Source organism: Bradyrhizobium sp. I1.14.4 (assembly GCF_050435825.1).
Taxonomy (GTDB): Bacteria; Pseudomonadota; Alphaproteobacteria; order Rhizobiales; family Xanthobacteraceae; genus Bradyrhizobium.
Map to the genome: position 1 here is coordinate 286,134 of NZ_JBNDLA010000003.1, position 25,190 is coordinate 311,323.

The 25,190-nt window shown below is 65.4% G+C and carries 18 protein-coding genes and 1 pseudogene; 1 reads left to right on the top strand and 18 read right to left on the bottom strand.

All coding sequences use genetic code 11. From position 1 onward, the window contains the following. From ligA to murB, 10 genes and pseudogenes are all read right to left on the bottom strand, one after another. The gene (ligA, locus tag ABIB78_RS08475) at positions 1-2,148 is read right to left on the bottom strand and encodes an NAD-dependent DNA ligase LigA (protein ID WP_429023584.1); all 2,148 of its coding nucleotides are present in this window, start codon (positions 2,146-2,148) and stop codon (positions 1-3) included. Between the two features lie 7 nt (positions 2,149-2,155). Then, positions 2,156-3,841, bottom strand: coding sequence for a DNA repair protein RecN (gene recN / locus ABIB78_RS08480; RefSeq protein ID WP_429023586.1), 1,686 nt, complete (start codon positions 3,839-3,841; stop codon positions 2,156-2,158). 13 nt (positions 3,842-3,854) lie between these two features. Next, positions 3,855-4,763, bottom strand: a complete 909-nt coding sequence (locus tag ABIB78_RS08485; RefSeq protein WP_429023588.1) for an outer membrane protein assembly factor BamD — start codon at positions 4,761-4,763, stop codon at positions 3,855-3,857. 245 nt (positions 4,764-5,008) lie between these two features. After that, the gene (lpxC, locus tag ABIB78_RS08490) at positions 5,009-5,971 is read right to left on the bottom strand and encodes a UDP-3-O-acyl-N-acetylglucosamine deacetylase (RefSeq protein ID WP_429023590.1); all 963 of its coding nucleotides are present in this window, start codon (positions 5,969-5,971) and stop codon (positions 5,009-5,011) included. Between the two features lie 349 nt (positions 5,972-6,320). Further along, complete coding sequence (gene ftsZ / locus ABIB78_RS08495) at positions 6,321-8,105, bottom strand: cell division protein FtsZ (RefSeq protein WP_429023592.1); 1,785 nt, start codon at positions 8,103-8,105, stop codon at positions 6,321-6,323. 89 nt (positions 8,106-8,194) lie between these two features. After that, complete coding sequence (ftsA, locus tag ABIB78_RS08500) at positions 8,195-9,511, bottom strand: cell division protein FtsA (RefSeq protein WP_429023594.1); 1,317 nt, start codon at positions 9,509-9,511, stop codon at positions 8,195-8,197. Next, positions 9,508-10,515 carry a cell division protein FtsQ/DivIB gene (locus tag ABIB78_RS08505; RefSeq protein ID WP_429023596.1) on the bottom strand — a complete coding sequence of 336 codons (1,008 nt, stop codon included), beginning with the start codon at positions 10,513-10,515 and terminating at the stop codon, positions 9,508-9,510. The genes ftsA and ABIB78_RS08505 overlap by 4 nt, the downstream gene beginning before the upstream one ends. Continuing rightward, positions 10,455-10,724, bottom strand: a pseudogene (locus ABIB78_RS08510) (hypothetical protein); the annotation flags it as partial. The pseudogene ABIB78_RS08510 and the gene ABIB78_RS08505, both read right to left, overlap by 61 nt. 121 nt (positions 10,725-10,845) lie before the next feature. Beyond that, on the bottom strand, positions 10,846-11,832 hold the full coding sequence (locus ABIB78_RS08515; RefSeq protein ID WP_429023598.1) for a D-alanine--D-alanine ligase family protein: 987 nt from the start codon (positions 11,830-11,832) through the stop codon (positions 10,846-10,848). Beyond that, a complete protein-coding gene (gene murB / locus ABIB78_RS08520; protein WP_429023600.1) occupies positions 11,832-12,749 on the bottom strand; it encodes a UDP-N-acetylmuramate dehydrogenase in 918 nt (305 codons plus the stop codon). Before murB ends, ABIB78_RS08515 begins: the two co-directional genes overlap by 1 nt. A 20-nt stretch (positions 12,750-12,769) precedes the next feature. Here murB and ABIB78_RS08525 point away from each other — a divergent pair, with 20 nt between their 5' ends. Next, positions 12,770-13,105, top strand: a complete 336-nt coding sequence (locus tag ABIB78_RS08525) for a GIY-YIG nuclease family protein (protein WP_429024039.1) — start codon at positions 12,770-12,772, stop codon at positions 13,103-13,105. Between the two features lie 56 nt (positions 13,106-13,161). On the opposite strand, the gene murC is transcribed toward ABIB78_RS08525, so the two are convergent. The 8 genes from murC to ABIB78_RS08565 all read right to left on the bottom strand — a co-directional run bounded on the left by murC (position 13,162) and on the right by ABIB78_RS08565 (position 25,179). After that, positions 13,162-14,565, bottom strand: a complete 1,404-nt coding sequence (murC, locus tag ABIB78_RS08530; RefSeq protein ID WP_429023603.1) for a UDP-N-acetylmuramate--L-alanine ligase — start codon at positions 14,563-14,565, stop codon at positions 13,162-13,164. 120 nt (positions 14,566-14,685) lie between these two features. Next, the gene (gene murG, locus ABIB78_RS08535) at positions 14,686-15,786 is read right to left on the bottom strand and encodes an undecaprenyldiphospho-muramoylpentapeptide beta-N-acetylglucosaminyltransferase (RefSeq protein ID WP_429023606.1); all 1,101 of its coding nucleotides are present in this window, start codon (positions 15,784-15,786) and stop codon (positions 14,686-14,688) included. Between the two features lie 141 nt (positions 15,787-15,927). Further along, on the bottom strand, positions 15,928-17,079 hold the full coding sequence (ftsW, locus tag ABIB78_RS08540) for a putative lipid II flippase FtsW (protein ID WP_429023608.1): 1,152 nt from the start codon (positions 17,077-17,079) through the stop codon (positions 15,928-15,930). A gap of 879 nt (positions 17,080-17,958) precedes the next feature. Continuing rightward, positions 17,959-19,359, bottom strand: coding sequence for a UDP-N-acetylmuramoyl-L-alanine--D-glutamate ligase (gene murD, locus ABIB78_RS08545; RefSeq protein WP_429023610.1), 1,401 nt, complete (start codon positions 19,357-19,359; stop codon positions 17,959-17,961). 8 nt (positions 19,360-19,367) lie between these two features. After that, on the bottom strand, positions 19,368-20,474 hold the full coding sequence (gene mraY / locus ABIB78_RS08550) for a phospho-N-acetylmuramoyl-pentapeptide-transferase (RefSeq protein ID WP_429023612.1): 1,107 nt from the start codon (positions 20,472-20,474) through the stop codon (positions 19,368-19,370). A 10-nt stretch (positions 20,475-20,484) separates the two neighbouring features. After that, positions 20,485-21,918, bottom strand: coding sequence for a UDP-N-acetylmuramoylalanyl-D-glutamyl-2,6-diaminopimelate--D-alanyl-D-alanine ligase (locus ABIB78_RS08555; protein WP_429023614.1), 1,434 nt, complete (start codon positions 21,916-21,918; stop codon positions 20,485-20,487). Then, on the bottom strand, positions 21,915-23,372 hold the full coding sequence (locus tag ABIB78_RS08560) for a UDP-N-acetylmuramoyl-L-alanyl-D-glutamate--2,6-diaminopimelate ligase (RefSeq protein ID WP_429023616.1): 1,458 nt from the start codon (positions 23,370-23,372) through the stop codon (positions 21,915-21,917). Before ABIB78_RS08560 ends, ABIB78_RS08555 begins: the two co-directional genes overlap by 4 nt. A 49-nt stretch (positions 23,373-23,421) precedes the next feature. After that, positions 23,422-25,179 carry a peptidoglycan D,D-transpeptidase FtsI family protein gene (locus tag ABIB78_RS08565; RefSeq protein ID WP_429024040.1) on the bottom strand — a complete coding sequence of 586 codons (1,758 nt, stop codon included), beginning with the start codon at positions 25,177-25,179 and terminating at the stop codon, positions 23,422-23,424. Positions 25,180-25,190: the final 11 nt, after the last annotated feature.

Here is a 25,190-nt window from a genome sequence, read left to right on the forward strand (position 1 = left end):
TCACTCCCCGATCAGCTTCAGCCACTCATCTTCGGTCAGCACCTGGACGCCATGCTTCTGCGCTTCGGCAAGTTTCGAGCCGGCGCCGGGCCCCGCAACGACATAGTCGGTCTTTTTCGACACCGACCCGGCCGCCTTGGCGCCTAACCGCTCTGCCGTCGCCTTGGCTTCATCACGCGTCATCTTTTCGAGCGAGCCGGTGAACACCACGGTCTTGCCAGCCACCACCGAATTGCTCTTGGGCTTCTCGGCGTCGATGATCTCGTCGAGCTCCTTGGTCAGCCGCTCGACGATGCCGCGATTGTGGCTCTCGCCGAAATAGTCCGCGATGCTCTTGATCACGGTGTCGCCGATCTGGTCGAGCGCATCCATGTCCGCGATGGCTTCCTCGTCACCCTTGGCGACCTTGAGGCAAGCCTCGTGGAACACGTCCCAGGAGCCGTAGCCGCGCGCCAGCGCCAGTGCGGTGGTCTCGCCGACATGGCGCATGCCGAGCGCATAGATGAAGCGCTCCAGCCCGATCCTGCGGCGGCTGTCGATCGCGGCGAACAGATTGCGCACCGAAGTTTCGCCGTAGCCTTCGATGTCCTCCAGCTTCAGCTTCGCGTTGCGCTTTTGCAGCGTGAAGATATCAGCCGGCTCCCTAACCCATCCCTCATCGAAGAAATATTGCAGCTGCTTCTCGCCGAGGCCGTCGATATCGAACGCCCGGCGCGACACGAACAGCTTGAGATGCTCGATCTTCTGATAGGGACAGGCGAACTCGCCGGTGCAGCGCGCGCGCGAGCCCTCCTCGCCGGTCGCGGTCTCCTCGCGCACTACATCGGTGTGCAGCGGGCACGGGCACTTCTTCGGGAAGTGGAATTCCTTCGCGCTCTTCGGCCGCTTGTCGATCACGACGTCGACGACCTGCGGGATCACGTCGCCGGCGCGCTGGATCACCACGGTGTCGCCGACCCTGATGTCGCGCCCCTCGCGCAGCACCTCGCCCTTGTTGCCGATGCCCTTGATGTAGTCTTCATTGTGCAGCGTGACGTTCTGCACGATCACGCCGCCGACGCCGACCGGCTCGAGCTTGCCGACCGGCGTGAACGAGCCCGTACGCCCGACCTGGATCTCGATGTCGCGCAGCACAGTCATGGCGCGCTCGGCCGGGAATTTGTGTGCGATCGCCCAGCGCGGCGTGCGCGAGACGAAGCCGAGCCGCTCCTGCCAGTCGATGCGATCGACCTTGTAGACGACGCCGTCGATATCGTAGTCGAGCTCGGCGCGCTGCTCCTCGATCTCGCGATGGAAGGCGATCAGCTCCTCGACCGAGTGACACAGCTTGGTCAGAGGGTTGGTCTTGAAGCCGCAGCGCTCGAACCAGTGGATCATGCCGGTCTGGGTGTCTTCCGGTATCGCGCTCATCTCGCCCCAGGCATAGGCGAAGAAACCGAGCGGTCGCGAGGCGGTGATACCAGGATCCTTCTGCCGCAGCGAGCCGGCCGCCGAATTGCGCGGATTGGCGAAGATGGTGTTGCCTTCGGCCTTCTGCCGCTCGTTGAGCGCCAGGAACGCCTTCTTGGTCATGTAGACCTCACCGCGCACCTCGCAGATCTCGGGCACGTTGCGACCCTTCAGCTTCTGCGGGACGTCCTCGAGCGTGCGGATATTGGCGGTGACGTCCTCCCCTTCGGCGCCGTCGCCGCGGGTTGCCGCAGTGACGAGCTCGCCGCCCTCATAGCGTAACGACATCGAGAGCCCGTCGATCTTCGGCTCGGCCGAGAAATCGATCTTATCGTCCGGCAGCTTCAGGAAACGCGTGATACGTCCGACGAAGTCGACCACGTCGGCCTCCGCAAACGCGTTGTCGAGCGACAGCATCGGCAGCGAATGGCGGATCTTCCTGAAGCGTCCGGACGGCGCGGCACCGACCTTCTGAGACGGCGATTCCGCGGTGACGAATTCAGGGAAGCGCTTCTCGATCGCGTTGTAACGCTGCCGCAGCGCGTCGTACTCGGCATCGGTGACGCTGGGCGCATCGTCCTGATAGTAGCGCTTGTCATGGCCCTCGAGCTCGAGCGCAAGCCGGGTCAGCTCGACCCTGGCCTGTGCCTTGGTGAGCTTGTCGACGTCGACGAGCGCTTTCTTCGCCTTGGCAGCCATGGGCAAATTAACTCGCCGCCCTGAGCAGCCGTTCCGCAGCCGCCCTCGCCTCCGCGGTGATCTCGGCACCGGCCAGCATGCGTGCGATCTCCTCGCGGCGATGGTCGGCCGCGAGTGCGTTGACACGGGTGGCGACCCGCTTACCCTTGTCGAGCGCATCCTTGGAGATCAACAGATGCCGGCTGGCGCGGGCCGCGACCTGCGGCGCATGCGTCACCGCCATCACCTGCACCTTGCCGGCAAGCCGCGCCAGCCGCGAGCCGATCGCATCCGCCACCGCGCCACCGACACCGGTGTCGATTTCGTCGAACACCAAGGTGGGCGCCGAGCCGCGATCGGCCAGCACGACCTTCAGCGCCAGCAGGAAGCGCGACAGCTCGCCGCCGGAGGCGACCTTCATCATCGGTCCCGGCTTGGTGCCCGGATTGGTCTGGACCCAGAACTCGACACGGTCGATGCCTTGCGGACCCGGCGAGGCCGCGTTGCTCTCGACCTGCGTCATGAATTTTGCGCGCTCGAGCTTGAGCGGCGCGAGCTCGGCATTGACGGCCTTGTTGAGTTTCTCGGCCGCCTTGGTGCGTGCCGCCGACAATTTTGCCGCAGCGGCAGCATAGCGGTTGTCGGCTTCACCGGCGGCCGCTTCCAGCTTCTTGAGCCGGTCGGCGCCGGCATCGATCAACGCGACGTCGTTGGCGTATTGGCTCGCCAGCGCAGCGAGCAGGTCGACCGGTGTCGAATATTTGCGCGAAGCGGCGCGCAGCGCGAACAGCCGCTCCTCGATGCGCTCGAGCTCTGCCGGATCGAAATCGGTTGCCGCCAGCGCGGCGTTGAGGTGCTGGTCGGCCTCCTCCAACGCGTTGATCGCGATGTCGATCGCCTTGACGGCAGGCTCGATCAGTCCGGGCGCATTGGCGGCGCGCCGTTCCAGCCGCCGTACAGCGGCGGACAGCGATGCCACCGGCGAATGCGACCCGCCGATCGCCTCCTGCGTCTCGCGCAAATCGGTTGCGATCTTCTCGCCCTGCATCATGGTGGTGCGGCGGGTGGCGAGCTCGGTCTCCTCGCCCTGCTTCGGCGCCAGCGTCTTCAGCTCCTGCGACGCATGGCGCAGATAGTCGGCCTCGCGCGCGGCGCGCTCCATGCCGGCGCGATGCTCGTCGAGTGCTGCATTTGCGGTCCGCCGGGCTTCCCACAACGCTTCCAGCGCCGCGACGTCCTTCTCGTGTCCAGCGAAGGCGTCGAGCAATTGGCGGTGTGTCGAGGCGTCGACCAGGGCGCGCTCGTCATGCTGGCCGTGAATCTCGACCAGAGCGGCGCCGACCGCCTTCAGGGTCTGCACGCTGATTGCCTGGTCGTTGATGAAGGCGCGGGTGCGGCCGTCGGCGAGCTGCACGCGGCGCAGGATCATTTCGCAACCTTGTTCAGAACTCGTGTCGTCGAGGCCGTTCTCGGCCAGGATCCTGGCCGCCGGATGCCCGGTCGGGACATCGAACGTGGCGGTGACCTGCCCCTGCTCGGCGCCATGACGCACCAGTCCGGCATCGCCGCGGCCGCCGAGCGCCAGCGCAAAGGCATCGAGCAGGATGGATTTGCCTGCACCGGTTTCGCCGGTCAGCACCGCCAGGCCACGGGAAAATTCGATATCGAGCCGTTCGATCAGGACGATGTCACGGATCGACAGACGCGCCAGCATGCGAGGACAATTCCTAGCCGAGACCTATCTTCTTGAAAGTCCTGCTGATCCAGGAACCCTGATTCTCGCTCGGCTCGAGACCGCCGGACTTTACTAGATTATAGGCGTCCTTGTACCAGCGGCTGTCCGGAAAATTGTGGCCGAGCACCGCAGCCGCGGTCTGCGCCTCGCCGGCGATGCCGATCGCCATATAGGCCTCGGTAAGCCGGTAGAGCGCCTCTTCGACATGGCGCGTGGTCTGGTACTGGGTGACCACGGTCTTGAAGCGGTTGATTGCGGCCGTGAAGTCGCGCTTCTCGATGTAGTAGCGCCCGACCGCCATTTCCTTGCCGGCAAGCTGGTCGCGCGCAGCCTGGATCTTGGCCTTGGCCTGGGTGGCGTATTCCGAGGTCGGATATTTACGCACCACCTCTTCGAGCGCCGCGATCGCCTTCTCGGTGCGGCTCTGGTCGCGCGAGATGTCCGGGATCTGGTCGAAATGCGATGCCGCGATCAGGTACTGGGCGTAGGACGCGTCCGGGCTGCCGGGATGCAGCGTGACGTAGCGGGTCGCGGAGCCGATACAGCTGTCATAGTCGCCGGCCTGGTAGAACGAATAGGCCGACATCAGGAGCGACTTGCGCGCCCAGTCCGAATAGGGATGCTGACGGTCGACTTCCTCGAACTTCTTCGAGGCGGCCTTCAGGTCCTTCTTCTCATTCATCATGTACAAGCCCTCATTGTAGAGCTTGTCTGCGGGCTCATCGACGAAGGTGTCGTCCTTGGCCATGAACTTGTCCCACAGCGCGCCGGTGCCGCAGCCTGAGAGCGGCAGTGCCAGCACGATCAGGCCCGCCGCGAAACGCAGCGTGCGCGCGGCCTTCGTCAGGCCGGAGACGTCAGAAGATTCGCGTGGTTCGAGCGCCATACGCATTGCCGACATGAATTGTAAAACCTGACGCCTTTGATGCGGTTAACGGCGACCCCACTCCACCCATGAACCGCGGTCATGGATGCAATAATTCCCGTGCCATTGGCTGCCGTCACTCGCAACCGCAGGCCTGTTTAACCGAAAAATGACCGTGGACCAACCGAATACGGAGCCAATCCGCCGGGAATAAGGCGATCCGACGAAGCTCACACCCTGCTGTGGTTACTACGGAAATTAGGCCCGACCGCCTGCGGCGATCAGGACACGTCCGGGCCGTAGGCCGGGGCGACGAGACCGCCCACCGTGCCTGCACCGGCTTCGACATGGCCGCGGACCGGCCGCCGAGCGGTCTCCGATTCGACCACCCGCCAGGCGCTGCGGTCGGCGAGCAGCGCCTTCAGCACCGCGTTGTTGAGCTTGTGACCGCCCCGTACCGAACGATAACTGCCGAGCAGCGGCAGGCCGGCCAGCGCGAGATCGCCGATCACGTCGAGCACCTTGTGGCGGGCGCACTCGTTGGCGTAGCGCAGGCCTTCGGCGTTGAGCAGCCGGGCCTCGTCAAACACCACCGTGTTGTCGAAGGAAGCGCCGAGCGCGAAGCCTGCGCCCCACAGCCGCGCCACGTCACTCATGCAGCCGAAGGTGCGGGCGCGAGCGACCTCGCGGCGGAAACCCTCCGGCGAAAGATCGAAAGAGTAGGTCTGCTGACCGATCACCTTGTTGGTGAAATCGATCTCGACTTCGGCGCGGAACCCGCCGGCGAACGGACGCAGCTCGCCGGTCGCATCGCCAATCTTGACTTGCACCGGCTTCAGCACCTGAATGAAGCGGCGGACGGCGGGCTGGGTCACGATGCCGGCCTGATCGATGGCTGCCACAAACGCCGCGGCGCTGCCGTCCATGATCGGAACTTCCGCCCCGTCGACTTCGATCGTGGCGTTGTCGACGCCCATGCCGCGCAGCGCCGCGAGCACATGCTCGGCGGTCGAAACCAGCGGCCCTTCGCGGTCACCCAATACCGTGGCAAATTCGGTAGCAATCACGGCATCGGCGGTGGCCGTGACTTCGCGGTCGGCACCGTCAAGACCGGTGCGGACAAAGATAAAGCCCGCATCGACAGGTGCAGGTCCCAGCGTGAGACTGACAGGAAGACCGGAATGAACGCCTACGCCAGTCACGGTGGCTTGCGACCGAAGCGTTGTTTGACGGCTGAACTTCATTCGATAATGCCCACTACCCGACTTCGCTCAATTCAAGTGGCCAAACTTCCCCAAGGCCGACTCGCTTGAGCTCCCCAAGTCACGGCAGACCATAGTGATTTCCTAAACCTCGCCAACTCACGCTTCTTTACCGATTGTTACCCCATCTCCGCCGCATTCACGCCCAAGGTTAACCAACTTGCGGCAGCGAAAACGGTCCTTGGCGGGCGGCCATCTGACCATCGAAAGAATAATTAATGATTTAAAATCAGTTGCTTGTTTGTCAGATGCAACCACCTGCCCGCCAAAAGGAGAAGGCCCCGGCGGTTCCCCGCCGAGGCCTTGTTTGTCGCCAAGGTTGTAACAAACTTCAGTTTGCCTGCCGGCGCAGGAAGGCCGGGATATCAAGATGGTCGTCGCCCTGTGGCGCCGGGGCAACAGGCGCCTGGCGGCCATGAGCGTCCAGTCCCTGCGGTGCCGGGCGCTTCGCATATTCTGATACCGGCAATTCGTTGGCCGAAATCTGCTGGGCGACGCTGCGAGCCGCCTTGCGCTCGGGCAGCGGCGGCATTGTCGGCATCGCCGGTCCGGCGGCCCGGGCCGCGATCGGCGGCTCGGTCTCTTCGTCGCGACGGCCGAGACCGACATTGGCCAGCCGCTGCAGCAGCGACAGCCGGGTCTTCTGCGGGTGCTCCGCCTCGCCGTCACCATGGGCCTGGCGGATTTCGGCCTGCGCCGGCATCGGCAAATCCTCGAACTTCGGCATCCGCGGGGCACGGACCGGTGACCGCTCGGCCGCCTGCGGGATGAAGGTCTCGGGCGGCATCGGTTCGTGCTGCTCGGCCCTGGCTGCCTCGTGGTCCGGGAACAACGTGGGCTTCTGGGCGATCGGCCGCACCGTGACGTCACCGTAGGAGGCCGGCTGCATCGGCGCCTGAGCAGCCGGTGCGCTGTCCGGGGCAACCGCGGCGGCGATCGCCGCGAGCGCCGCACGCTCGACGGCCGGACGCCCCTGGGGCGCGGCGGCGATCGGAGCGACCGTCACGCCGGTCGGCGGTTCCAGCTTCTGGGCACGCTCGGCCATGCGCTGATTGTCGGCGCGCAGACGGGCGGTCAGATCGGCCAGCCGGCTCTCCGGCGAACCGCCCGACTGCTGCGCGGCGGGAGCCTGGGCACGGGAAGCGATCGCGGCCTGCTCGATCCCGGTTGCGACCACCGAGACGCGAATCACGCCGTCGAGCGATTCGTCGAAGGTGGCGCCGACGATGATGTTGGCGTCGGCATCGACTTCTTCGCGGATGCGGGTTGCGGCTTCGTCGACCTCGAACAAAGTGAGGTCCTTGCCGCCCGTGATCGAGATCAAGAGGCCGCGGGCGCCCTTCATCGAGCTATCGTCGATCAGCGGGTTGGCGATCGCAGCTTCGGCGGCAGTCAGCGCGCGCTTCTCGCCGGTTGCCTCGCCGGTGCCCATCATCGCCTTGCCCATTTCCCGCATCACGGCGCGGACGTCGGCGAAGTCGAGGTTGATCAGGCCTTCCTTGACCATCAGGTCGGTGATGCAGGCGACGCCCGAGTACAGCACCTGGTCGGCCATCGCGAAGGCGTCGGCGAAGGTGGTCTTCTCGTTGGCGACCCGGAACAGGTTCTGGTTCGGAATGATCAGCAGCGTGTCGACCACCTTGTGCAGCTCGGCGATGCCGTGCTCGGCGGTGCGCATGCGGCGCTGACCTTCGAAGTGGAACGGCTTTGTCACCACGCCGACGGTGAGGATTCCCATCTCGCGGGCGGCCTTGGCGATCACGGGCGCAGCACCCGTGCCGGTGCCGCCACCCATGCCGGCAGTGACGAACACCATGTTGGCGCCGGTGAGATGATCGCGCAGCTCGTCCATGACTTCCTGCGCGGCCGCAGCACCGACATCGGGCTGCGAACCGGCGCCGAGGCCCTGGGTGACCTGGGTGCCCATCTGCACGATGCGCTGCGCCTTCGACATGGTCAGCGCCTGCGCGTCGGTGTTGGCGACGACGAAGTCGACGCCCTGCAACCCGGCGGTGATCATGTTGTTGACGGCATTACCACCCGCGCCGCCGACGCCGAAGACGGTGATCCGCGGTTTCAGCTCGCTGATGTCAGGGGGTGTCAGATTGAGTGCCATGGTTGCCTCTCTCGATTATGCGCGAGTTGGTTCGTCCCGGCCGCTGGCCGCGGGAGCTGGTGAAAATGCAATGAGCCGGGGTGCGGTCATCAGAAGCCTTCGCGAAGCCATCGTCCGACCTTTCCGAAGTAACCGTCTGTCCCTGTCCTGAGCTGCCGCGTACGCCGCGGTTCGACATGTTCAAGATGAGCGTATTGCGGATAGACCAAGAGGCCCGTCGGCACCGAGAACGAGGCGCCCTTCGCCTCGTTCGGCAGCCGGCCGAAACCGAGCGGGCGGCCGATGCGGACCTGACGGTTCAGGATGCGGGTGGCAAGCTCGATGGTGCCGGTGAGCTGCGACGCACCGCCGCTCAGCACGACACGCGCCCTCGGCTCTGCCGCAAAGGGGGAATCCGCGAGCCGGTCACGGACCATTTCGAATATCTCCTCGGCGCGATGCCGGACAATGTTCGCGATCGTGGCGCGGGACACGATTTGCGGAGTCTCCCGATCATCGCCTGCAGTGGGAACGGACATCAGCTCGCGCGAGTCCGAACCGCCGGTCAGCACCGTGCCGTATAAAGTCTTGATTCGCTCGGCATCCGCAATGCACGCGCCGATGCCGCGCGCAAGATCCATCGTGATGTGTTGCCCACCGAGCGCAAATCCGGATGCGTGCACGAGGCGGCCGCCGGAGTAAGTCGCAATCGTCGTCGATCCTGCGCCCATCTCGACGACGGCGGCGCCAAGATCGGCTTCGTCGTCGGTCAGGACCGACAGGCCGGCGACATAAGGGCTCGACGCCATGGCTTCGACGTTGAGATGGCAGCGCTCGACCACCAACATGAGATTCTTTGCGACCGTCGCATCCGACGTGACCACGTTCATGTCGACGCCGAATTGTCGCGCTACCATGCCGCGCGGATCGCGGATGCCCTTGACGCCATCGAGCGCGTAACCGACCGGCAGCGCGTGCAGCACGGTGCGGCCCGCGCCGGCAGCGTGGCGCATGCCGGCCGAGGTGACGCGGCTGATATCGTCCGAGGTCACCGAGCCGCCGCGGATATCGGCTGCAGCCTCAACCAGCTGGCCATGCAGCCTGCCGCCGGAGACCGACAGCAGGACGGACTCGACACGGACCTTGGCCATGCGCTCGGCCAGCGCCACGGCGTGGCGCACCGCCTTCTCGCATTCGGCGAGATCGACGACGGAACCGGCCTTGACGCCGCGCGACTGGATCTGGCTGTAGCCGATCAGCTCGACCGCATGGGTGCGGCCGCGCAACGCCTCGTTCGGCGGCGACGGCTTGAGCCGCGCGATCATGCAGGCGATCTTGCTGGAGCCGACGTCGAGCGAAGCCACCATCGCGGTGCGCCTCGACATCGGACGCGTCTTGGGGGTCAGATTGCGATCGAGGCCGGTCATGCGGAGTCACCGGCCTTCTTCTTGGACTTCTTGTCCTTGAACAGTTCGTCGCGCGCCTTGCCGGCTTCCTCGGACAATTGCACGATCAGGCGATCGGGCAGGCGCATGTCGACGGCGACAATGTCGCGCGAGAACAGCTTCTCGTCCTTGTCGAGCCTGGAGAGCGCGGCGAGTGCATTGCCGACGTCGTTCTCGGGCAGGCGAACGTCGAGGCCATCCTTCAGGCGCAGGTTCCAGCGCCGCTCACCGACGAAGATCGCAGCCTTGGTCACCGAGCGCACCTGCGGATAGCGGTCGAGCAGCGCCAGGAAGTCCTGGGCGCGCGTATCGGCGCCCTTGCCCACCACCAGCGGCAGATTGAGGAAGCGGCGCGAAACGTAGGGTTCGAGCACCGCGCCGTCTGAGGCGATTACCGACAGGCGGCCGTTCTGCTGCCACAGCGCGAAGGCGGTGCGCTCGACGATGTCGATCTGCAGCCGGCCGGGATAGAGCTTCAGGATCGTGGCATCCGCGATCCAGGGATTGGCCTTCAGCTTGGCGCGCACGGTATCGGCATCGAGGAACAGCAGCGAAGAGCGGCCGTTGACGCCGCCGATCGCAAGCACCTCGTCCTGGCTCAGCTGCTTGCGGCCGTTGATGCCGACGGTGGTGATGCGGAAGCCTGCGGCATTGGCGAGCGCGTTGCGGGTGTCGCTCAGTGCCGTGGTGAACTCCTCGGCATGGCCGCCCCTGACGATGCCGAAGCCCAGGCTGCCGAACAGGATCGCAAGCGTCGCAACCAGGCCGATGCGGCGCGGCAGGTAGCGTTCGACCAGCAGGATGTAGCGGTTCCGCGGCTCGCGATCGATCACCTGCGGCCGCTTGGCGGGACGCCGGCGGCGGCGCGCGAGATGGACACCGACATACTCGCGCAACAGCACCACCGCTCCAATAGCGGCTGCTCTCAGGTCAGCTTGAGGCCCCAGCGATCGCAGCGATCGAGTGAGGCGTCCTGCACCATCCATTGCACGAGCTCGTTACGTGTTGTCCCGCAAACCCCGCGGGTCCCAGCACAAATCACGTCTCGGCAAGACCGGTGGGATTAGAGTGGCCCCCTGTTCCCTGGTTGCGATCCTCGAAGCGGAAATCCGCGACAGCTCACGCCCCGGCAGCCAAGCGCTACATGCGCCGCCAGCGTTAACCTTCGGGCTTCCTGGTAAACAAACGGTAAACGAGACCCACCTGGAGCGTGTTTTGATCAACGCTGTGAGTACTTTGCCGCGAACCCGTTAGCATTTTAGCAACAGCGCCCGGTTCCATCCGGCCGGGTCGGGTGGGTTCTCGCCCGATCGGCCTTAACTTCTGACGCGGCGGCGGGCCAGCTCGATCTGGTCATTCAGGAAGTCGGCAAAGGGGATGCCCTGTGCTTTCAATGCCTTAGGGTACAGTGATGCGGCGGTGAGGCCCGGCAGCGTGTTGGTCTCGAGGTAGACCGGCCCGCTCAGCGACACGATGAAATCGCTGCGCGAATAGCCCGTGCAGGACAGCGCGCGGTGCGCCCGCAGCGCATGGTCCATGATCGCGGCGCTGACCTCGGGCGCGAAGCGGCCAGGACAGATCTCCTGGGTCGACTTCAGAAGGTATTTGGCTGTGTAGTCGAAGCCCCCTTCCGCCGGCACGATCTCGATCGGCGGCAGCGCGAACACCGTGCCGTCGGATTGCTCAAGCACGCCGCAGGTCGCCTCCACGCCCGACACGAACGGCTCGATCAGATACTCTTCATGCTTCGCGGCACTGCGGACTGCGACGAGGTCCTGCTTTGCATTGACGAAGATCAGCCCGTAGCTCGATCCGTCCTTGGCAGGCTTCGCGATCAGCTTGCCGTATTTCGCGAAGGCGTCGTCGATCTGCTCGACGCCGATGCCCTGCGGCGCATTCAAACCCGCGATTGCAGCGAAGCGTTTCGCCGACGGCTTGTCGAACGCCAGATGCGACGACGCCGAGCCGGAGCCGGTGAACGCGACGCCGCGCATCTCGCACATCGCCTGCAATTCGCCGTTCTCGGCGCGGCCGCCGTGCAGGCCGAACACCAGCACACGCTGCTCGGCGCCCGCCTGGTCGAGCGCCTGGTCGAGTGCGATGCCGCGGCCGTCGGGCTTGAAGTCGACCTCGAAGGGGCGCGCGTGGCCCAGCAGTTTCTCGGACGTCACCGCATGCACGGTGTCGTCAACGTCCCAGAACCAGAGGTCCGCGTCGGGCAGCGCGCGGTGCAGCGCCTGCGCGCTCGCCACCGAGACCAGCCGCTCCTTGTTGGTGCCGCCGAACAGAATGGTCACCTGCATCAGCTTTTTCCGATCCGCTTGATTTCCCAGTGCAGCTCAATTCCGCTGGTTTGCTTGACCCGTTCACGCACCGTCTCGCCGAGGGTCTCGATGTCGTGCCCGGTGGCGTTGCCGGTGTTGATCAGGAAATTGCAGTGCATCTCCGACACCTGCGCGCCGCCCACCCTGAGGCCGCGGCAGCCGGCGGCGTCGATCAGTTTCCAGGCGCTGTTGCCGGGTGGATTCTTGAAGGTCGAGCCGCCGGTCTTCTCGCGGATCGGCTGCGCGGTCTCGCGATGGGTCTGCACCTCGGTCATGCGGGCGCGGATCGCCTCGGCATCGGTGATCCTGCCGCGGAAGCGCGCCGAGGTGAAGACGATGGACGGATCGACGCCGCTGTTGCGATAGACGAACTTCATGTCGGCATTGGAGAATGTGTGCCTCACGCCGTCGCGGCCGATGCCGGTGGCCTCCACCAGCACGTCCTTGGTCTCGCTGCCATTGGCGCCGGCGTTCATGCGCAGCGCACCGCCGACCGTGCCGGGAATGCCGAAGAAGAATTCCATACCGCCGATATCAGCAGCCGCCGCCGTCTCGGCCACGCGCTTGTCGAGCGCCGCAGCACCGGCGGTGACGACATCGCCGGCCGCGCTGGTCTCCCCGAACGCACGCGGCGCGAGCCGGATCACGACGCCCGGCATGCCGCCATCACGCACGATCAGATTGGAGCCGACGCCGACGACATAGACCGGCAACTCCCGCGGCAGGCGCTTCAGGAAGTAGGCGAGATCGTCCTCATCAGCCGGCGTGAACAGCACCTGCGCCGGACCACCGACGCGAAACCAGGTCAGCTCGGCCAGCGACTGGTTCGCCAGCAGCCGCCCGCGCAGCTCCGGCATCGCGGCTTTCAGGTCGGGCGTGATGTCGGGGAAGGTCATGCGTGACCTCCCCATCCGTCATGGCCGGGCTTGTCCCGGCCATCCACGTCTTGCAGTATCTCCGCATGGCAGGGGGATACGTCTATTTTCTGACCAACCGTCCGAACGGCGTGCTCTACGTCGGCGTAACCAGCGATCTCGTCCGCCGGATATTCGAGCATCGTTCTGGATTCGTCGATGGATTCACCAAGCGCTACGGTTTGAAGCGGTTGGTCTACTTCGAGCAATTTGACGACATCCGCACGGCTATCCAGCGCGAACACACCATCAAGCATTGGCCACGCGCTTGGAACATTCGCACGATCATTGCAGCAAACCCGAACTGGGATGACCTGTACGACACGATAGCGCAGTGAAGACGTGGATGGCCGGGACAAGCCCGGCCATGACGTGGATGGATACGAGGCCATCATCACCCCAACGCCTTCAATTCGTCGGGCAGTGCGTAGGCCCATTGCGTGATGTTGCCGGCGCCGAGACAGACGACGAGGTCGCCGGACTTGGCGAGGCCGTGAACGATCTTCGCAAGCTCCCCCGCGTTCGGAAGCGGCACCACCTGGCGATGGCCCTGCGCGCGCAGCCCGGCGGCGAAATGGTCGCGGTCGATGCCTGGGATCGGTGCTTCGCCGGCCGGATAGACCTCGGCGACCACGACCGCGTCGGCGTCGTTGAAGCAGCTGCAGAATTCCTCGAACAGCGATTGCAGACGGGTGAAGCGATGCGGCTGCACCACGGCGACGATCTTGCCGTTGGTGGATTCCCGCGCCGCCTTCAGCACGGCTGCGATCTCGACCGGATGATGACCGTAATCGTCGATCACGGTGATACCGTTGGTCTCGCCGGTCTTGGTGAAGCGCCGCTTGACGCCGCCGAAGCCGGCCATGGCCTGGCGGATGACGTCGTCGGAAACGCCGAGTTCGTGCGCAACCGCAATCGCTGCCGTTGCATTCGACGCGTTGTGGCGTCCCGGCATCGGCAGCATGATATCGGCGATCACATGGACGGCGCCGGACTTGCGATCGCGGATCGCCACCTTGAATTTCGACCCGCCGCCCATCGGCGTCAGATCCAACAGCTGCGCATCGGCCTGCGGATTCTGACCATAGGTGATGATGCGGCGATCCTCGATCTTGCCGACCAGGCTTTGCACCACCGGGTGATCGGTGCACATCACCGCAAAGCCGTAGAACGGAACGTTCTCGACGAAATTGCGGAATGCATCCTGGATCGCCTCGAAGGTCTTGAAGTGATCGAGATGCTCGGGATCGATATTGGTGACGATGACGACATCGGACGGCAGTTTCAGGAAGGTGCCGTCGCTCTCGTCGGCTTCGACCACCATCCAGTCGCCGGCCCCTAACCGCGCGTTGGAGCCATAGGCATTGATGATGCCACCGTTGATCACGGTCGGATCGAGGCCGCCGGCATCGAGCAAGGTCGCCACCATCGTGGTCGTGGTGGTCTTGCCATGGGTGCCGGCGATTGCGACGCAGCTCTTCAGCCGCATCAATTCCGCCAGCATCTCGGCGCGCCGCACCACCGGAATGCGCTGCGCACGCGCAGCCATCAGTTCGGGATTATCGCGCTTGATCGCAGTTGAGACCACGACGACGTCGGCGCCATCGACATTCTCGGCGGTGTGGCCGACCGAGACCTTCGCGCCCTTCTTGCGCAGCCGGTCGAGGTTGTAATTGTCCGACGCGTCCGAGCCCTGCACGGTGTAGCCGAGATTGATCAGCACCTCGGCGATGCCGCTCATGCCGATGCCGCCGATCCCGACGAAGTGAATGGGTCCGATCTCGCGCGGCAGTCTCATGTTGCTAACACCTTCATCGTGCCCGGACTCATCCGGCAATTCTCCGACTTATTAAAGGCTGACATGGCCGGGACAAGCCCGGCCGTGGCGTCCCAAGGCCGAAAACTCTTCGAAAGCGGCCTAAATTCCAGCCACTTTCGTCACCAGATCGGCGAGCCGCTCAGCGGCATCGAGCCGGCCGACGCCGCGCGCAGCCTGCGCCATCGCAGTCAATTTCGCAGGCTCCGCGGCGAAAGCCGTGATTTCGGCCGCGAGCCGCTCGGGCGTGAAGTCGCTCTGCGTGATGCGCAGCGCGCCGTTCGCCTGCGACAGCACGCCGGCATTGGCAAACTGGTCCTGATCGATCGCGCCCGGCAGCGGCACCAGAATCGCGGGCCGGCCGATCGCGGCGAGCTCGGCGACGGTACCGGCGCCGGAACGCGAGATCACCAGCTGGCTCGAGGCGAGGCGTGCCGGTAGGTCAGCGAAGAACGGCGCGAGCTCGGCATTGATCTTGAGCCGGTCATAGACCTCGCGCACCCGATTCATATCCTCTTCGCGCACCTGCTGGGTGATGATCAGACGGCTCCACAGCGCGGGCGCGAGCTGCTCGATCGCCGGCGGCACGATGTCGCTCATCACCCGCGCGCCCTGGCTGCCGCCGACGACCAGCAGGCGCAGCGGCCCATTCGCCTCGGGCGGCGTGTATTTGACCGCAGCCGCCGCCAGGATCGCCGGCCGCATCGGCGTGCCCACGGTGGTCGCCTTGCCGGCGAGCGCGGGATCGCGATCGAGCACGCCGGGCAGCGAAGTCGCGATCGCGTTGACGCGGCCGGAGAGGAAGCGGTTGGCGCGGCCGAGCACCGCATTGGCATCGTGGATGATGCCGGGGACGCCGAGCATCCGTGCCGCCATCAGCGGCGGCAAGGTCGGGTAACCGCCGAAACCGACGACGGCTGATGGCTTCAGCCGGCGCACCAGGTTGGTGGCAACCAGCGTGCCGTAGCCGAGCATCAGCACGGTCCGCGCCAGCGAGACCGGATTGCGGCTGCGCACGGTCGCGCTCGGCACCAGGTCGATGCTCTCCCGGCCGAACAGGCCGGAATAGCGCAGCGCGCGGCCGTCGGTCGCGAGCCGGACGCGCAGGCCACGCCTGATCAATTCCACGGCGAGCGCTTCGGCCGGGAACAGATGGCCGCCGGTGCCACCGGCCGCCAGCAGAATCAAGGGCGCGTTGTCCATGGCCGCCTTTTACATCGTCATTGCGAGCGAAGCGAAGCAATCCATAGCGCCGCACATCGGCTGGATGGATTGCTTCCGCCTTCGCCGAGGCTTCGGCGGACAAGTCGTCGCTTCGCTCCTCGCAATGACAACAAGGGTCACCTACGCGTAAGCGCGCTGCGCGCTGGCGCCTTCCATCGATTCGATCTCGGTGCGCGGCCGCTGCCGCGTCAGCGCCAGCATCATGCCAACGCCATAGGCGAGCGAGACGAACGAGGAGCCGCCATAGGAGATGAACGGCAGCGTCATACCCTTGGCCGGGATCAATTGCAGATTGACCGCCATGTTGATCGTCGCCTGCACGCCGAACAGGATCGCAAGCCCCGACGCCGCGAAGCGCGAGAACATGTCCTCGGTGGCATAGGCGCGGGTCAGCGTGCGGATCACGATGAAGCCGAACAGCGCGACCAGCATCAGGCAGAGGATGATGCCGAACTCCTCGGCGGCGACCGCGAACACGAAGTCGGTGTGGCTGTCCGGCAGGCTGCGCTTGGCGATGCCCTCGCCCGGCCCGAGCCCGAACCAGCCGCCGTTCCAGAACGCTTCCATCGCGGTGTCGACCTGGAAGGTGTCGCCGGAGGCGGGATTCATGAAGCGCTTGATGCGGCCCGCGACGTGCGGCACCAGGAGATAGGCGCCGAACAGGCCGGCGCCGGCGGCTCCGGCGAGCCCGAACACCCAGATCATCCGCATGCCCGCGATGAAGAACAGCGCGCCCCAGACGGTGAGGATCAGCATGGTCTGGCCGAAATCGGGCTCCATCACCAGCAGCGTCACCAGCGTCAGCAGCAGCACCAGCGCCATCGAGGTCGCCGGCATCTCCGGCCGCTTGGTCGATTCCGCAAACAGCCAGGCCGCGACGATGACGAAGGCGGGCTTTGCGGCTTCGGAGGCCTGGATGTTGACGCCGAGCAGCGTGATCCAGCGCCGCGAGCCCTTGACCTCGGGCCCGACCAAGAGCGTGAGCACGATCAGCACGATCGAGACCGCGAACACGACCAGCGCGGTGCGCCGGATCTGCCGCGGCGTCATGAACGACACCCCGATCAGCACGATCAGTGACGGCACCAGGAACAGGACGTGGCGGTTGAAGAAGTGGAAGGGATCGAGCCCGATCCGGGTCGCGACCGGCGGGCTCGCCGCCAGCGACAGGATGACGCCGGCCAGCATCAACGCGGCGATCGCCACAAGCAGCAGCTTGTCGACGGTCCACCACCAGTCCGAGAACGGGGTGCGTTGGTCACGGGCGAGCATGGGCGTCCCCAGGATGGCAGAGATAACGTCCATTCGTGGCGCAGGACGGTTTCCAAGGGGTTAACGGGATCGGTAACTTTTGAGGGAGGTGGGTTGGGCCCATGCACGGATGTCGTCCCTGCGAAAGCAGGGACCCATACCCCGCAGCGGATGTTGTGAACGGGACTCGTCGTTCCGGCGTCGCGCAACAATCGACGTCGGTGGTTATGGGTTCCTGCTTTCGCAGGAACGACACCGATTTTTGTTGCGCGACCGATGATTCAAACGTCCGCATTCTCGCGACATGAATTGTCCGAGCCTTGCTCTTCGTTCCGCCCTCTCTCTTCGAACAGAGGGCGCAGGGAAAGCCGGGTGCCGATCGCACCCATGGGCCCCGAGCAATGGGTAGAAAGCTCGGGGGTAGGACCACAGGTGTAACCGGAGCAATCCGGCTTTCCCTGCGCGATGGGCTACGGCTTATACTGCTCTCCCCGGCGAGACTGGGCTTTGTTGTCACCGCTTTCGCAAGATGCTTTCGCATCTTGCGAGAGGACACCTGCCACTAGGGCGTCAGGCCTGCACGACTTCACCGTCCGCTTCATGCCCACTCGTCAGTTGCGCAATCGGCGTCCACCGCATCCCACGCCGCGTTCGTGACGACCGCGAAGCGCCCCTCGATCGGGTGAGACGGGCAGACCATACACTGAGTTGCACTTCGGATAAAGCGAATTTTTTTGACTTGCAGGATTGACAGGTTTTGGCCGAGTTGCCCGTCGTGTCGAATAGGCAACACCGGTCCGAGCAACCGTAGGATGCGTAGAGGCGCAGCGAAACCATCGCGCTTCCGCGGATCGGGATTGATGGGTTTCGTTCCGCTCTACCCGCCCTACGCCTCCGTCGTCACACCACCGGCTTGACGCCGGGCAGTGCCTGGACGATATCGCGGAAGGCGGTGCCGCGGATTTCGAAATTGCGGTACTGGTCGAACGACGCGCAGGCCGGCGACAGCAGCACGACGGCTTCCGCCAGCCCCGACGCTTCCGCGTCGCGCGCGGCGCTGGCGATTGCGACGTCGAGCGTGCCGGACATGTCGTGCGGCACGCGGTCACCGAGCGTGCCGGAAAATTCGGCCGCCGCCTCGCCGATCAGATAGGCCTTGCGGATGCGCGGGAAATAGCCCGTGAGGCCCGTGATGCCGCCGGCCTTCGGCTTGCCGCCGGCGATCCAGTAGATGTCGGCGAACGACGACAGTGCATGCGCGGCCGCATCCGCATTGGTGCCCTTGGAGTCGTTGACGAACAGCACGTTGCCGCGGCGGCCGACCTGCTCCATGCGATGGGCAAGACCCGGGAAGCTGCGCAGGGCGTTCTGCAACACATCGGTGGCGATCCCCATCGCCAGCGCGCAGGCCGAGGCGCAGGCTGCGTTCTGCGCATTGTGCAGGCCGCGCAGCGAGCCAATGCCGCCGAGCCGTGCCACCTCGCTGCGCGCCGCACCCGACGCGCGCACGATGGTCTCGTGCTCGACATAGAGGCCGTCGGGCAGCGGATTCTTCACCGAGATGCGCACCACGCGCTTGCCCGCGCGATCGAGCCGGTCGGCGATGTCGCGGCACCAGCCGTCGTCGACGCCGACGATCGCGGTGCCACCTGCCTGCACGCCCGCGACCAGCCGCTCCTTCACCGCGGCGTAATGCGCCAGCGTGCCGTGGCGATCGATGTGATCCTCGCTGATATTGATCAGGATGCCGACCGAGGGATCGAGCGACGGCGCGAGGTCGATCTGGTAGGACGACATCTCGATCACATGGACGCGGCCCATCCGCGGCGATTCCAGCGACAGGATCGCAGTGCCGATATTACCGCCCATCTGGGCGTCGTAGCCTGCAACCTTCATCAGATGCGCGATCAGCGCCGTTGTGGTCGACTTGCCGTTGGTGCCGGTGATGGCGACGAACGGCGCATTCGGCGCGTGACGGCGCCGCTCGCGGCAGAACAATTCGACGTCGCCGATCACCTCGACGCCGGCGTCGCGTGCCTTCAGCACGCTCCAGTGCGGCGCCGGATGGGTCAGCGGCGCGCCGGGGGTCAGGATCAGCGCGGCGAAATTCGCCCATGACACGGTGCGCAGGTCAGCGGTTGTGAAACCGGCTTGCGCCGCCTTGGCGACGTTGTCGGCATTGTCGTCGCCCGCGATCACTTCCGCGCCACCGGCCTTCAGCGCGTGGCAGGTCGCGAGCCCGGAGCCGCCGAGCCCGAAGACTGCGACCGTCTTGCCAGCGAAGGAGGTGACCGGGATCATGGTAACGCTCAGCGCAGCTTGAGGGTGGAGAGGCCGGCGAGCGCCAGCATCACCGAGATGATCCAGAACCGGATCACGATCTGCGGTTCGGTCCAGCCCTGTTGCTCGAAATGATGGTGCAGCGGCGCCATCCGGAACACGCGTTTTCCGGTGAGCTTGAACGAGGTGACCTGCACGATGACCGAGACCGCCTCCAGCACGAACAGGCCGCCGATCACGGCGAGCACGATCTCGTGCTTCACCGCAACCGCGGTGGCACCGAGCATGCCGCCGAGCGCGAGCGAGCCGGTGTCGCCCATGAAGATCGAGGCCGGCGGCGCGTTGAACCAGAGGAAGCCGAGGCCTGCGCCAAGCACCGCGCCGCACAGCACCGCCAGTTCGCCGGTGCCGGCGACGTAGTTGAGCTGCAGATAGTCGGAGAACACCGCGTTGCCGGTGAGGTACGAGATCATGCCAAAACTCGCGGCGGCGATCATCACGGGCACGATCGCAAGACCGTCGAGGCCATCGGTCAGGTTCACCGCGTTGCCGGCGCCGACCATGACAAAGGCGCCGAAGATCACGAAGAACCAGCCGAAATTGATCACGAGATCCTTGAAGAACGGAATCGCGAGCGAGGTCGAGGACACGTCGCGCCCGAGCCGAACCAGCGCATAGGTGGCGGCGAGCCCGATCACCGCCTCGATCAGCAGCCGCAGCTTGCCGGCGAAGCCGCTGTGTGACTGCTTTGTGACCTTCAAATAGTCGTCATAGAATCCGACGAAGCCGAAGCCGAGCGTCACCGCAAGCACGATCCAGACATAGGGGTTGAGCGGGTTGGCCCAGAGCAGTGTCGACACCACGAGTCCCGACAGGATCATCAGCCCGCCCATGGTGGGCGTGCCCTTCTTGGAGATCAGATGCGACTGCGGACCATCGGTGCGGATCGGCTGGCCCTTGCCCTGCCGCAGGCGCAAATGATCGATGATCCAGGGGCCGAACAGGAACACGAACAGCGCGCCGGTCACCATCGCGCCGCCGGTGCGGAAGGTGATGTAGCGGAATACGTTCAATGCGCTGCGGAATGCCGCGAACCCCGGAACGGTGTTGGACAATTCGATCAACCAGTAGAACATTCAGGAAGTCCTATACCGCTTCTTCGTGCGCGGCCTTGTCGGGGAAGCGTTTTTCCAGCGCGCTGACAATGACCTTCATCTTCGATCCCAGCGAGCCCTTCACCATGATCACGTCACCGGCACGGACCGCGGCAACCGCCTGCGCTTCGAGCGCCGCCGAGCTCTCGGCATAGCCTCCCCGCTTGCCGGTGGAAAGGGCATCCCACAGATTCCGCATCAGCGGACCACAACAATAGACGAGGTCGATGCGGTTGGCGGTCACGGTCTCGTTGAGGCTGCGGTGCAGTTCGGGTCCGGCCGGCCCGAGTTCGAGCATGTCGCCGAGCACCGCGATACGCCGGCCATGCGGCCCGGTCCTGGCCTGGCCGAGCACATTGAGCGCGGCGCCCATCGAGGCCGGGTTGGCGTTGTAGCTCTCGTCGATCAGCGTCGCCTCGCCATGGCCGACCTCGAGCGTGCGGCGGAAGCCGCGGCCGGTCGGCGCCTCGAGCTGCGACAGCGACAACGCCGCGCGCGCGATGTCGGCGCCGAGCAGCGAGGCGCCCGCGAGCACCGCGAGCGAGTTCATCGCCATGTGCCGGCCGGGCATGCCGATCTTGTAGGTGATGTCATGGTCCAGAATTTCGGCATGCACCGCCGAGCAGGTCGCGTGCAGCGAGAGGTCGATCAGCCGCGCCTCGGCGCGCTTGTCGGCGCCGAACGAGACGATGCGCGAGATGCCGGCCTTCTTCGCCTGCTTCTGCAGCCGGGCGAATTGCCCGTTGTCGCGGTTGAGCACGATCGCGCCATTGGGTTCCAGCCCTGCGAAGATCTCCGCCTTGGCGTCGGCGATCGCCTCGAGCCCTGCGAAGAATTCCAGATGCACCGGCTCGATCGTGGTGATGATTGCGACATGCGGCCGCACCATCTTGACCAGCGGCGTGATCTCGCCGGCATGGTTCATGCCGATCTCGAACACCGCAAAGCGCGTGCTCGCTGGACAGCGCGCCAGCGACAGCGGCACACCCCAGTGATTGTTGAACGACGCCACCGACGCATGGGTTTCGCCCTGCGCCGACAGCACACGGCGCAGCGCCTCCTTGGTCGAGGTCTTGCCGACCGAACCTGTCACCGCGATGATCTGCGCGTTGAGCCGCGCGCGCGAGGCATGCGCGAGCTCGACGAGGCCGGCGAGCACGTCGTCGACCACCAGCAGCGGCGCGTCAGCGGCAAACTTGTCGCGCTGCGCGGTCTCGACCACGGCGAGCCCGGCGCCGGCCTTCAGCGCTGCCTCGACAAACGCATGGCCGTCATGGACGTCGCCCTTGATGGCAAAATACGCATCACCCGGCGCAATCGTGCGGCTGTCGATCGAGAGGCCGGTGACGCCGTCCGGCAGCGTGCCTTGCGTGGCGGCGCGCATCGCCGTCGCCATCGCATCCGAGGTCCACAACATCGTGCTCATGCGCCCTCCTCGGCCAATGCATTCGCGACCGCCTCATGATCGCTGAACGGCAGCGTCGTGTTGCCGACAATCTGCCCGACCTCGTGGCCCTTGCCGGCGACGACCAACGCATCGCCCGGCTCGAGGCTCGCAATTCCGGCCCGGATTGCCGCGGCGCGGTCGCCGATCTCGCGCGCACCTTTCGCCGTCGCCATGATCGCGGCGCGGATCGCCTCGGGCTTCTCGCTGCGCGGATTGTCGTCGGTGACAATGATGTGATCGGCATTCTCGGCCGCGATCGCGCCCATGATCGGGCGCTTGCCGGCGTCGCGGTCGCCGCCGGCGCCGAAGATCACCACGAGCTTGCGCTTCGCATAGGGCCGCAGCGCCTGCAGCGCCTTGGCGAGCGCATCGGGCTTGTGAGCGTAGTCGACGAAAATCGGCGCGCCATTGTGCTCGCCGACGAATTCCAGCCTGCCCTTTGCGCCTTCGAGACGTTCGAGGCAGCCGAACACGGCATCGGCGTCGCTGCCGGTGCCGATCGCGAGGCCCGCGGCAACCAGCGCGTTCTCGATCTGGAATTCGCCGACCAGCGGCAGCCGGATCGCGTATTTGCGTCCGCGGTGCTCGATCACGAGGTTCTGGGCAAAACCTTCGATCGCGGCTTCGGCGAGCTTGATCCCCTCGCCCGCATCGGCGTTGCGGCCGACGGTGATGATGCGCAGGCCGCGCGCGCGCGCCGCATCGATCACCTCGGCCGAGCAATCATGATCGGCCGAGATCACCGCGGTGCCGCCAGCCGCGACGAGATCGCGGAACAGCCGGAGTTTTGCGTTCAGGTAATGCGCGACGTCGGGATGATAATCCATGTGGTCGCGCGACAGATTGGTGAAGCCGCCGGCGGCGATGCGCACGCCGTCGAGACGATACTGGTCGAGGCCGTGCGACGACGCCTCAAACGCCAGATGCGTGACGCCGTCGCCGGCGATCTCGTCGAGCTGGCGATGCAGCGCGATCGGATCGGGCGTGGTCAACGAGCCGTACACCGTGCGCTTGTCCGAGACGAGGCCAATGGTGCCGATGCTCGCGGAGGAATGACCGAGCCGCTGCCAGATCTGGCGCGTGAACGCCGCGACCGAGGTCTTGCCGCTGGTGCCGGTCACCGCCGCGATCGTCGCGGGCTGGCGCGGATAGAATTTTGCCGCAGCGAGCGCCAGCGCGCGGCGCGGATTTGGCGTGATGACGAACGGAACGCGGGCGTGACCTTGCGGCAGATGGTCGCTGGCGAGCGCGACCGCGCCCGCGGCAATCGCCACATCGACGAAGCGGGCGCCGTCGGTCCTGCTGCCGGCCAGCGCGAAAAACAGGTCGCCAGGCTTCACCGCACGGCTGTCGACCGCAAGCCCTCCGACAGTGACAGAAGAGGCACTCGGATCGATCGTGGCGTCATCGCTGAAGAGGTCGCGAAGTCTCATGATCTTCCAGTCTGGCCGGCGCTGTTCTGGCGCCGCGTTCATCTACGCCTTACTGGGTTGTTCTGGATGCCGCAAGAATAAGGCGGTCGGACGGCGGCAGGTCGAATCGCGGTTCGACGCCCAAAAGCGGCGCAATTCGGGCGATCACCTTGCCCCCGGTCGGCACCGCATTCCAGCCCGAAGTGATGAAACCATGTGTTTCGGGCGTCGTCTGCGGCTCGTCCAGCATGATGAGAATCTGATACTGCGGGTCGTCGGCGGGCATGATCGCGGTGAAGGAGTTGAGCACACGCTTCTTGGCATAGCGGCCGTTGATGACCTTCTCGGATGTGCCGGTCTTGCCGCCGATATAATAGCCCTTGACGTCAGCGGACTTGGCGGTGCCGATCTCGGCATTGAGCCGCATCAGGTACCTCATCTTGTCGCTGGTCTCCTGCCTGACCACCCGCTTGGCCATCGCCGCCGCTTCAGCTTCGGTTCGCTTCAGGAACGTCGGTGGAATCAGGTAGCCGCCGTTCACCAGGGCGTTGATGCCCATCACCGCCTGCAGCGGCGCCACCGACAGGCCCTGGCCGAACGCGATAGTCACTGTGTTCAACTCGCTCCAGCGGCGCGGCACCAATGGGGCCGCGCTCTCGGGCAACTCGGTGCGCAGCCGCGTCAACTGGCCCATTTTGGCCAGGAACGCCTTGTGCGCCTCGACGCCTTGCGACAGCGCGATCCGCGCTGCGCCAATGTTGGAGGAGTAGGTGAAGACTTCCTTGGTGTTGATGGAACGTCCCAACGGATGGCTGTCATGAATGGTGAATTTGCCGTAGTGCAGGTTTCCGCGCGCGTCCCACATGGAGTTCAGGTTGATCTTGCCGGAATCGAGCGCCATCGCCAGCGTGAACGCCTTGAAGGTCGAGCCCATCTCGTAGACGCCGGTGGTCAGGCGGTTGATGCGCTCGGGATCGTGTGCCTCCTTCGGATTGTTCGGATCGAAATCCGGGAGAGACACCATCGCAACGATTTCGCCGGTCCTGACATTGGAGATGATGCCCGACGCAGCCTTGGCCTTGAACTTCTCCTTGGCCTTGAGCAGTTCGTCGCGCAGCGCGTGCTCGACGCGCAGATCGATCGACAACTCCACCGGCTGCTGCAGCCGGTCGGTGGCGAAGCCCGCGCGATGCAGATCGGCCAGACCGTTATTGTCCAGCCACTTCTCCATGCCGGCGATGCCCTGGTTGTCGATGTTGACGAGGCCGATCAGGTGGGCGACCTCATTGCCGGTCGGATAGACCCGCTTGTTCTCGCGCAGGAAGCCGATGCCGGGAATGCCGAGGCGGTGGATGTCGAGTTGCTGCTTCGGCGTGATCTCGCGCTTCAGCCAGACGAAGCCCTTGCGCGACGACAGGCGGTCGCGCACCTCGGCGGTGTCGAGATCGGGCAAGGTCGCGGTCAGAAGCTCGATCGCCTCGTCCTTGTCGATGAGGCGGCGCGGCTCGCCGAACAGGCTCGGCGCCTTGACGTCGGTGGCGAGAATCTCGCCGTTGCGGTCGATGATGTCAGGCCGCGCGGTGGCGATAGCGTCCTGCGAGGCGGTGCGCCGCGCACCATGACTGTCGGCACCGACGGCAAACAGCACCAGCCGGCCGGCCAGCACGCAATAGACCGCGGCGAAAGCAAGGATCGCAAGACCGACGCGCGCGCGCGCCTTCGCAGCACGGTCGACATTGCTGCCGTACAGCAGCGTACGGATCAGCCGCTGGCTCCAGGGCTCAGCGGATTTCCCGGCGGGTCTATTGGCGGGTGCCGGATCGGTCATGGCTGGTCCCG

Excerpts from the sequence above, each read along its gene's own strand:
- ligA (WP_429023584.1), bottom strand. The coding sequence starts at position 2,148 with ATGGCTGCCAAGGCGAAGAAAGCGCTCGTCGACGTCGACAAGCTCACC.
- recN (WP_429023586.1), bottom strand. The coding sequence starts at position 3,841 with ATGCTGGCGCGTCTGTCGATCCGTGACATCGTCCTGATCGAACGGCTC.
- ABIB78_RS08485 (WP_429023588.1), bottom strand. The coding sequence starts at position 4,763 with ATGTCGGCAATGCGTATGGCGCTCGAACCACGCGAATCTTCTGACGTC.
- lpxC (WP_429023590.1), bottom strand. The coding sequence starts at position 5,971 with ATGAAGTTCAGCCGTCAAACAACGCTTCGGTCGCAAGCCACCGTGACT.
- ftsZ (WP_429023592.1), bottom strand. The coding sequence starts at position 8,105 with ATGGCACTCAATCTGACACCCCCTGACATCAGCGAGCTGAAACCGCGG.
- ftsA (WP_429023594.1), bottom strand. The coding sequence starts at position 9,511 with ATGACCGGCCTCGATCGCAATCTGACCCCCAAGACGCGTCCGATGTCG.
- ABIB78_RS08505 (WP_429023596.1), bottom strand. The coding sequence starts at position 10,515 with ATGGATGGTGCAGGACGCCTCACTCGATCGCTGCGATCGCTGGGGCCT.
- ABIB78_RS08515 (WP_429023598.1), bottom strand. The coding sequence starts at position 11,832 with ATGCAGGTGACCATTCTGTTCGGCGGCACCAACAAGGAGCGGCTGGTC.
- murB (WP_429023600.1), bottom strand. The coding sequence starts at position 12,749 with ATGACCTTCCCCGACATCACGCCCGACCTGAAAGCCGCGATGCCGGAG.
- ABIB78_RS08525 (WP_429024039.1), top strand. The coding sequence starts at position 12,770 with ATGGCCGGGCTTGTCCCGGCCATCCACGTCTTGCAGTATCTCCGCATG.
- murC (WP_429023603.1), bottom strand. The coding sequence starts at position 14,565 with ATGAGACTGCCGCGCGAGATCGGACCCATTCACTTCGTCGGGATCGGC.
- murG (WP_429023606.1), bottom strand. The coding sequence starts at position 15,786 with ATGGACAACGCGCCCTTGATTCTGCTGGCGGCCGGTGGCACCGGCGGC.
- ftsW (WP_429023608.1), bottom strand. The coding sequence starts at position 17,079 with ATGCTCGCCCGTGACCAACGCACCCCGTTCTCGGACTGGTGGTGGACC.
- murD (WP_429023610.1), bottom strand. The coding sequence starts at position 19,359 with ATGATCCCGGTCACCTCCTTCGCTGGCAAGACGGTCGCAGTCTTCGGG.
- mraY (WP_429023612.1), bottom strand. The coding sequence starts at position 20,474 with ATGTTCTACTGGTTGATCGAATTGTCCAACACCGTTCCGGGGTTCGCG.
- ABIB78_RS08555 (WP_429023614.1), bottom strand. The coding sequence starts at position 21,918 with ATGAGCACGATGTTGTGGACCTCGGATGCGATGGCGACGGCGATGCGC.
- ABIB78_RS08560 (WP_429023616.1), bottom strand. The coding sequence starts at position 23,372 with ATGAGACTTCGCGACCTCTTCAGCGATGACGCCACGATCGATCCGAGT.
- ABIB78_RS08565 (WP_429024040.1), bottom strand. The coding sequence starts at position 25,179 with ATGACCGATCCGGCACCCGCCAATAGACCCGCCGGGAAATCCGCTGAG.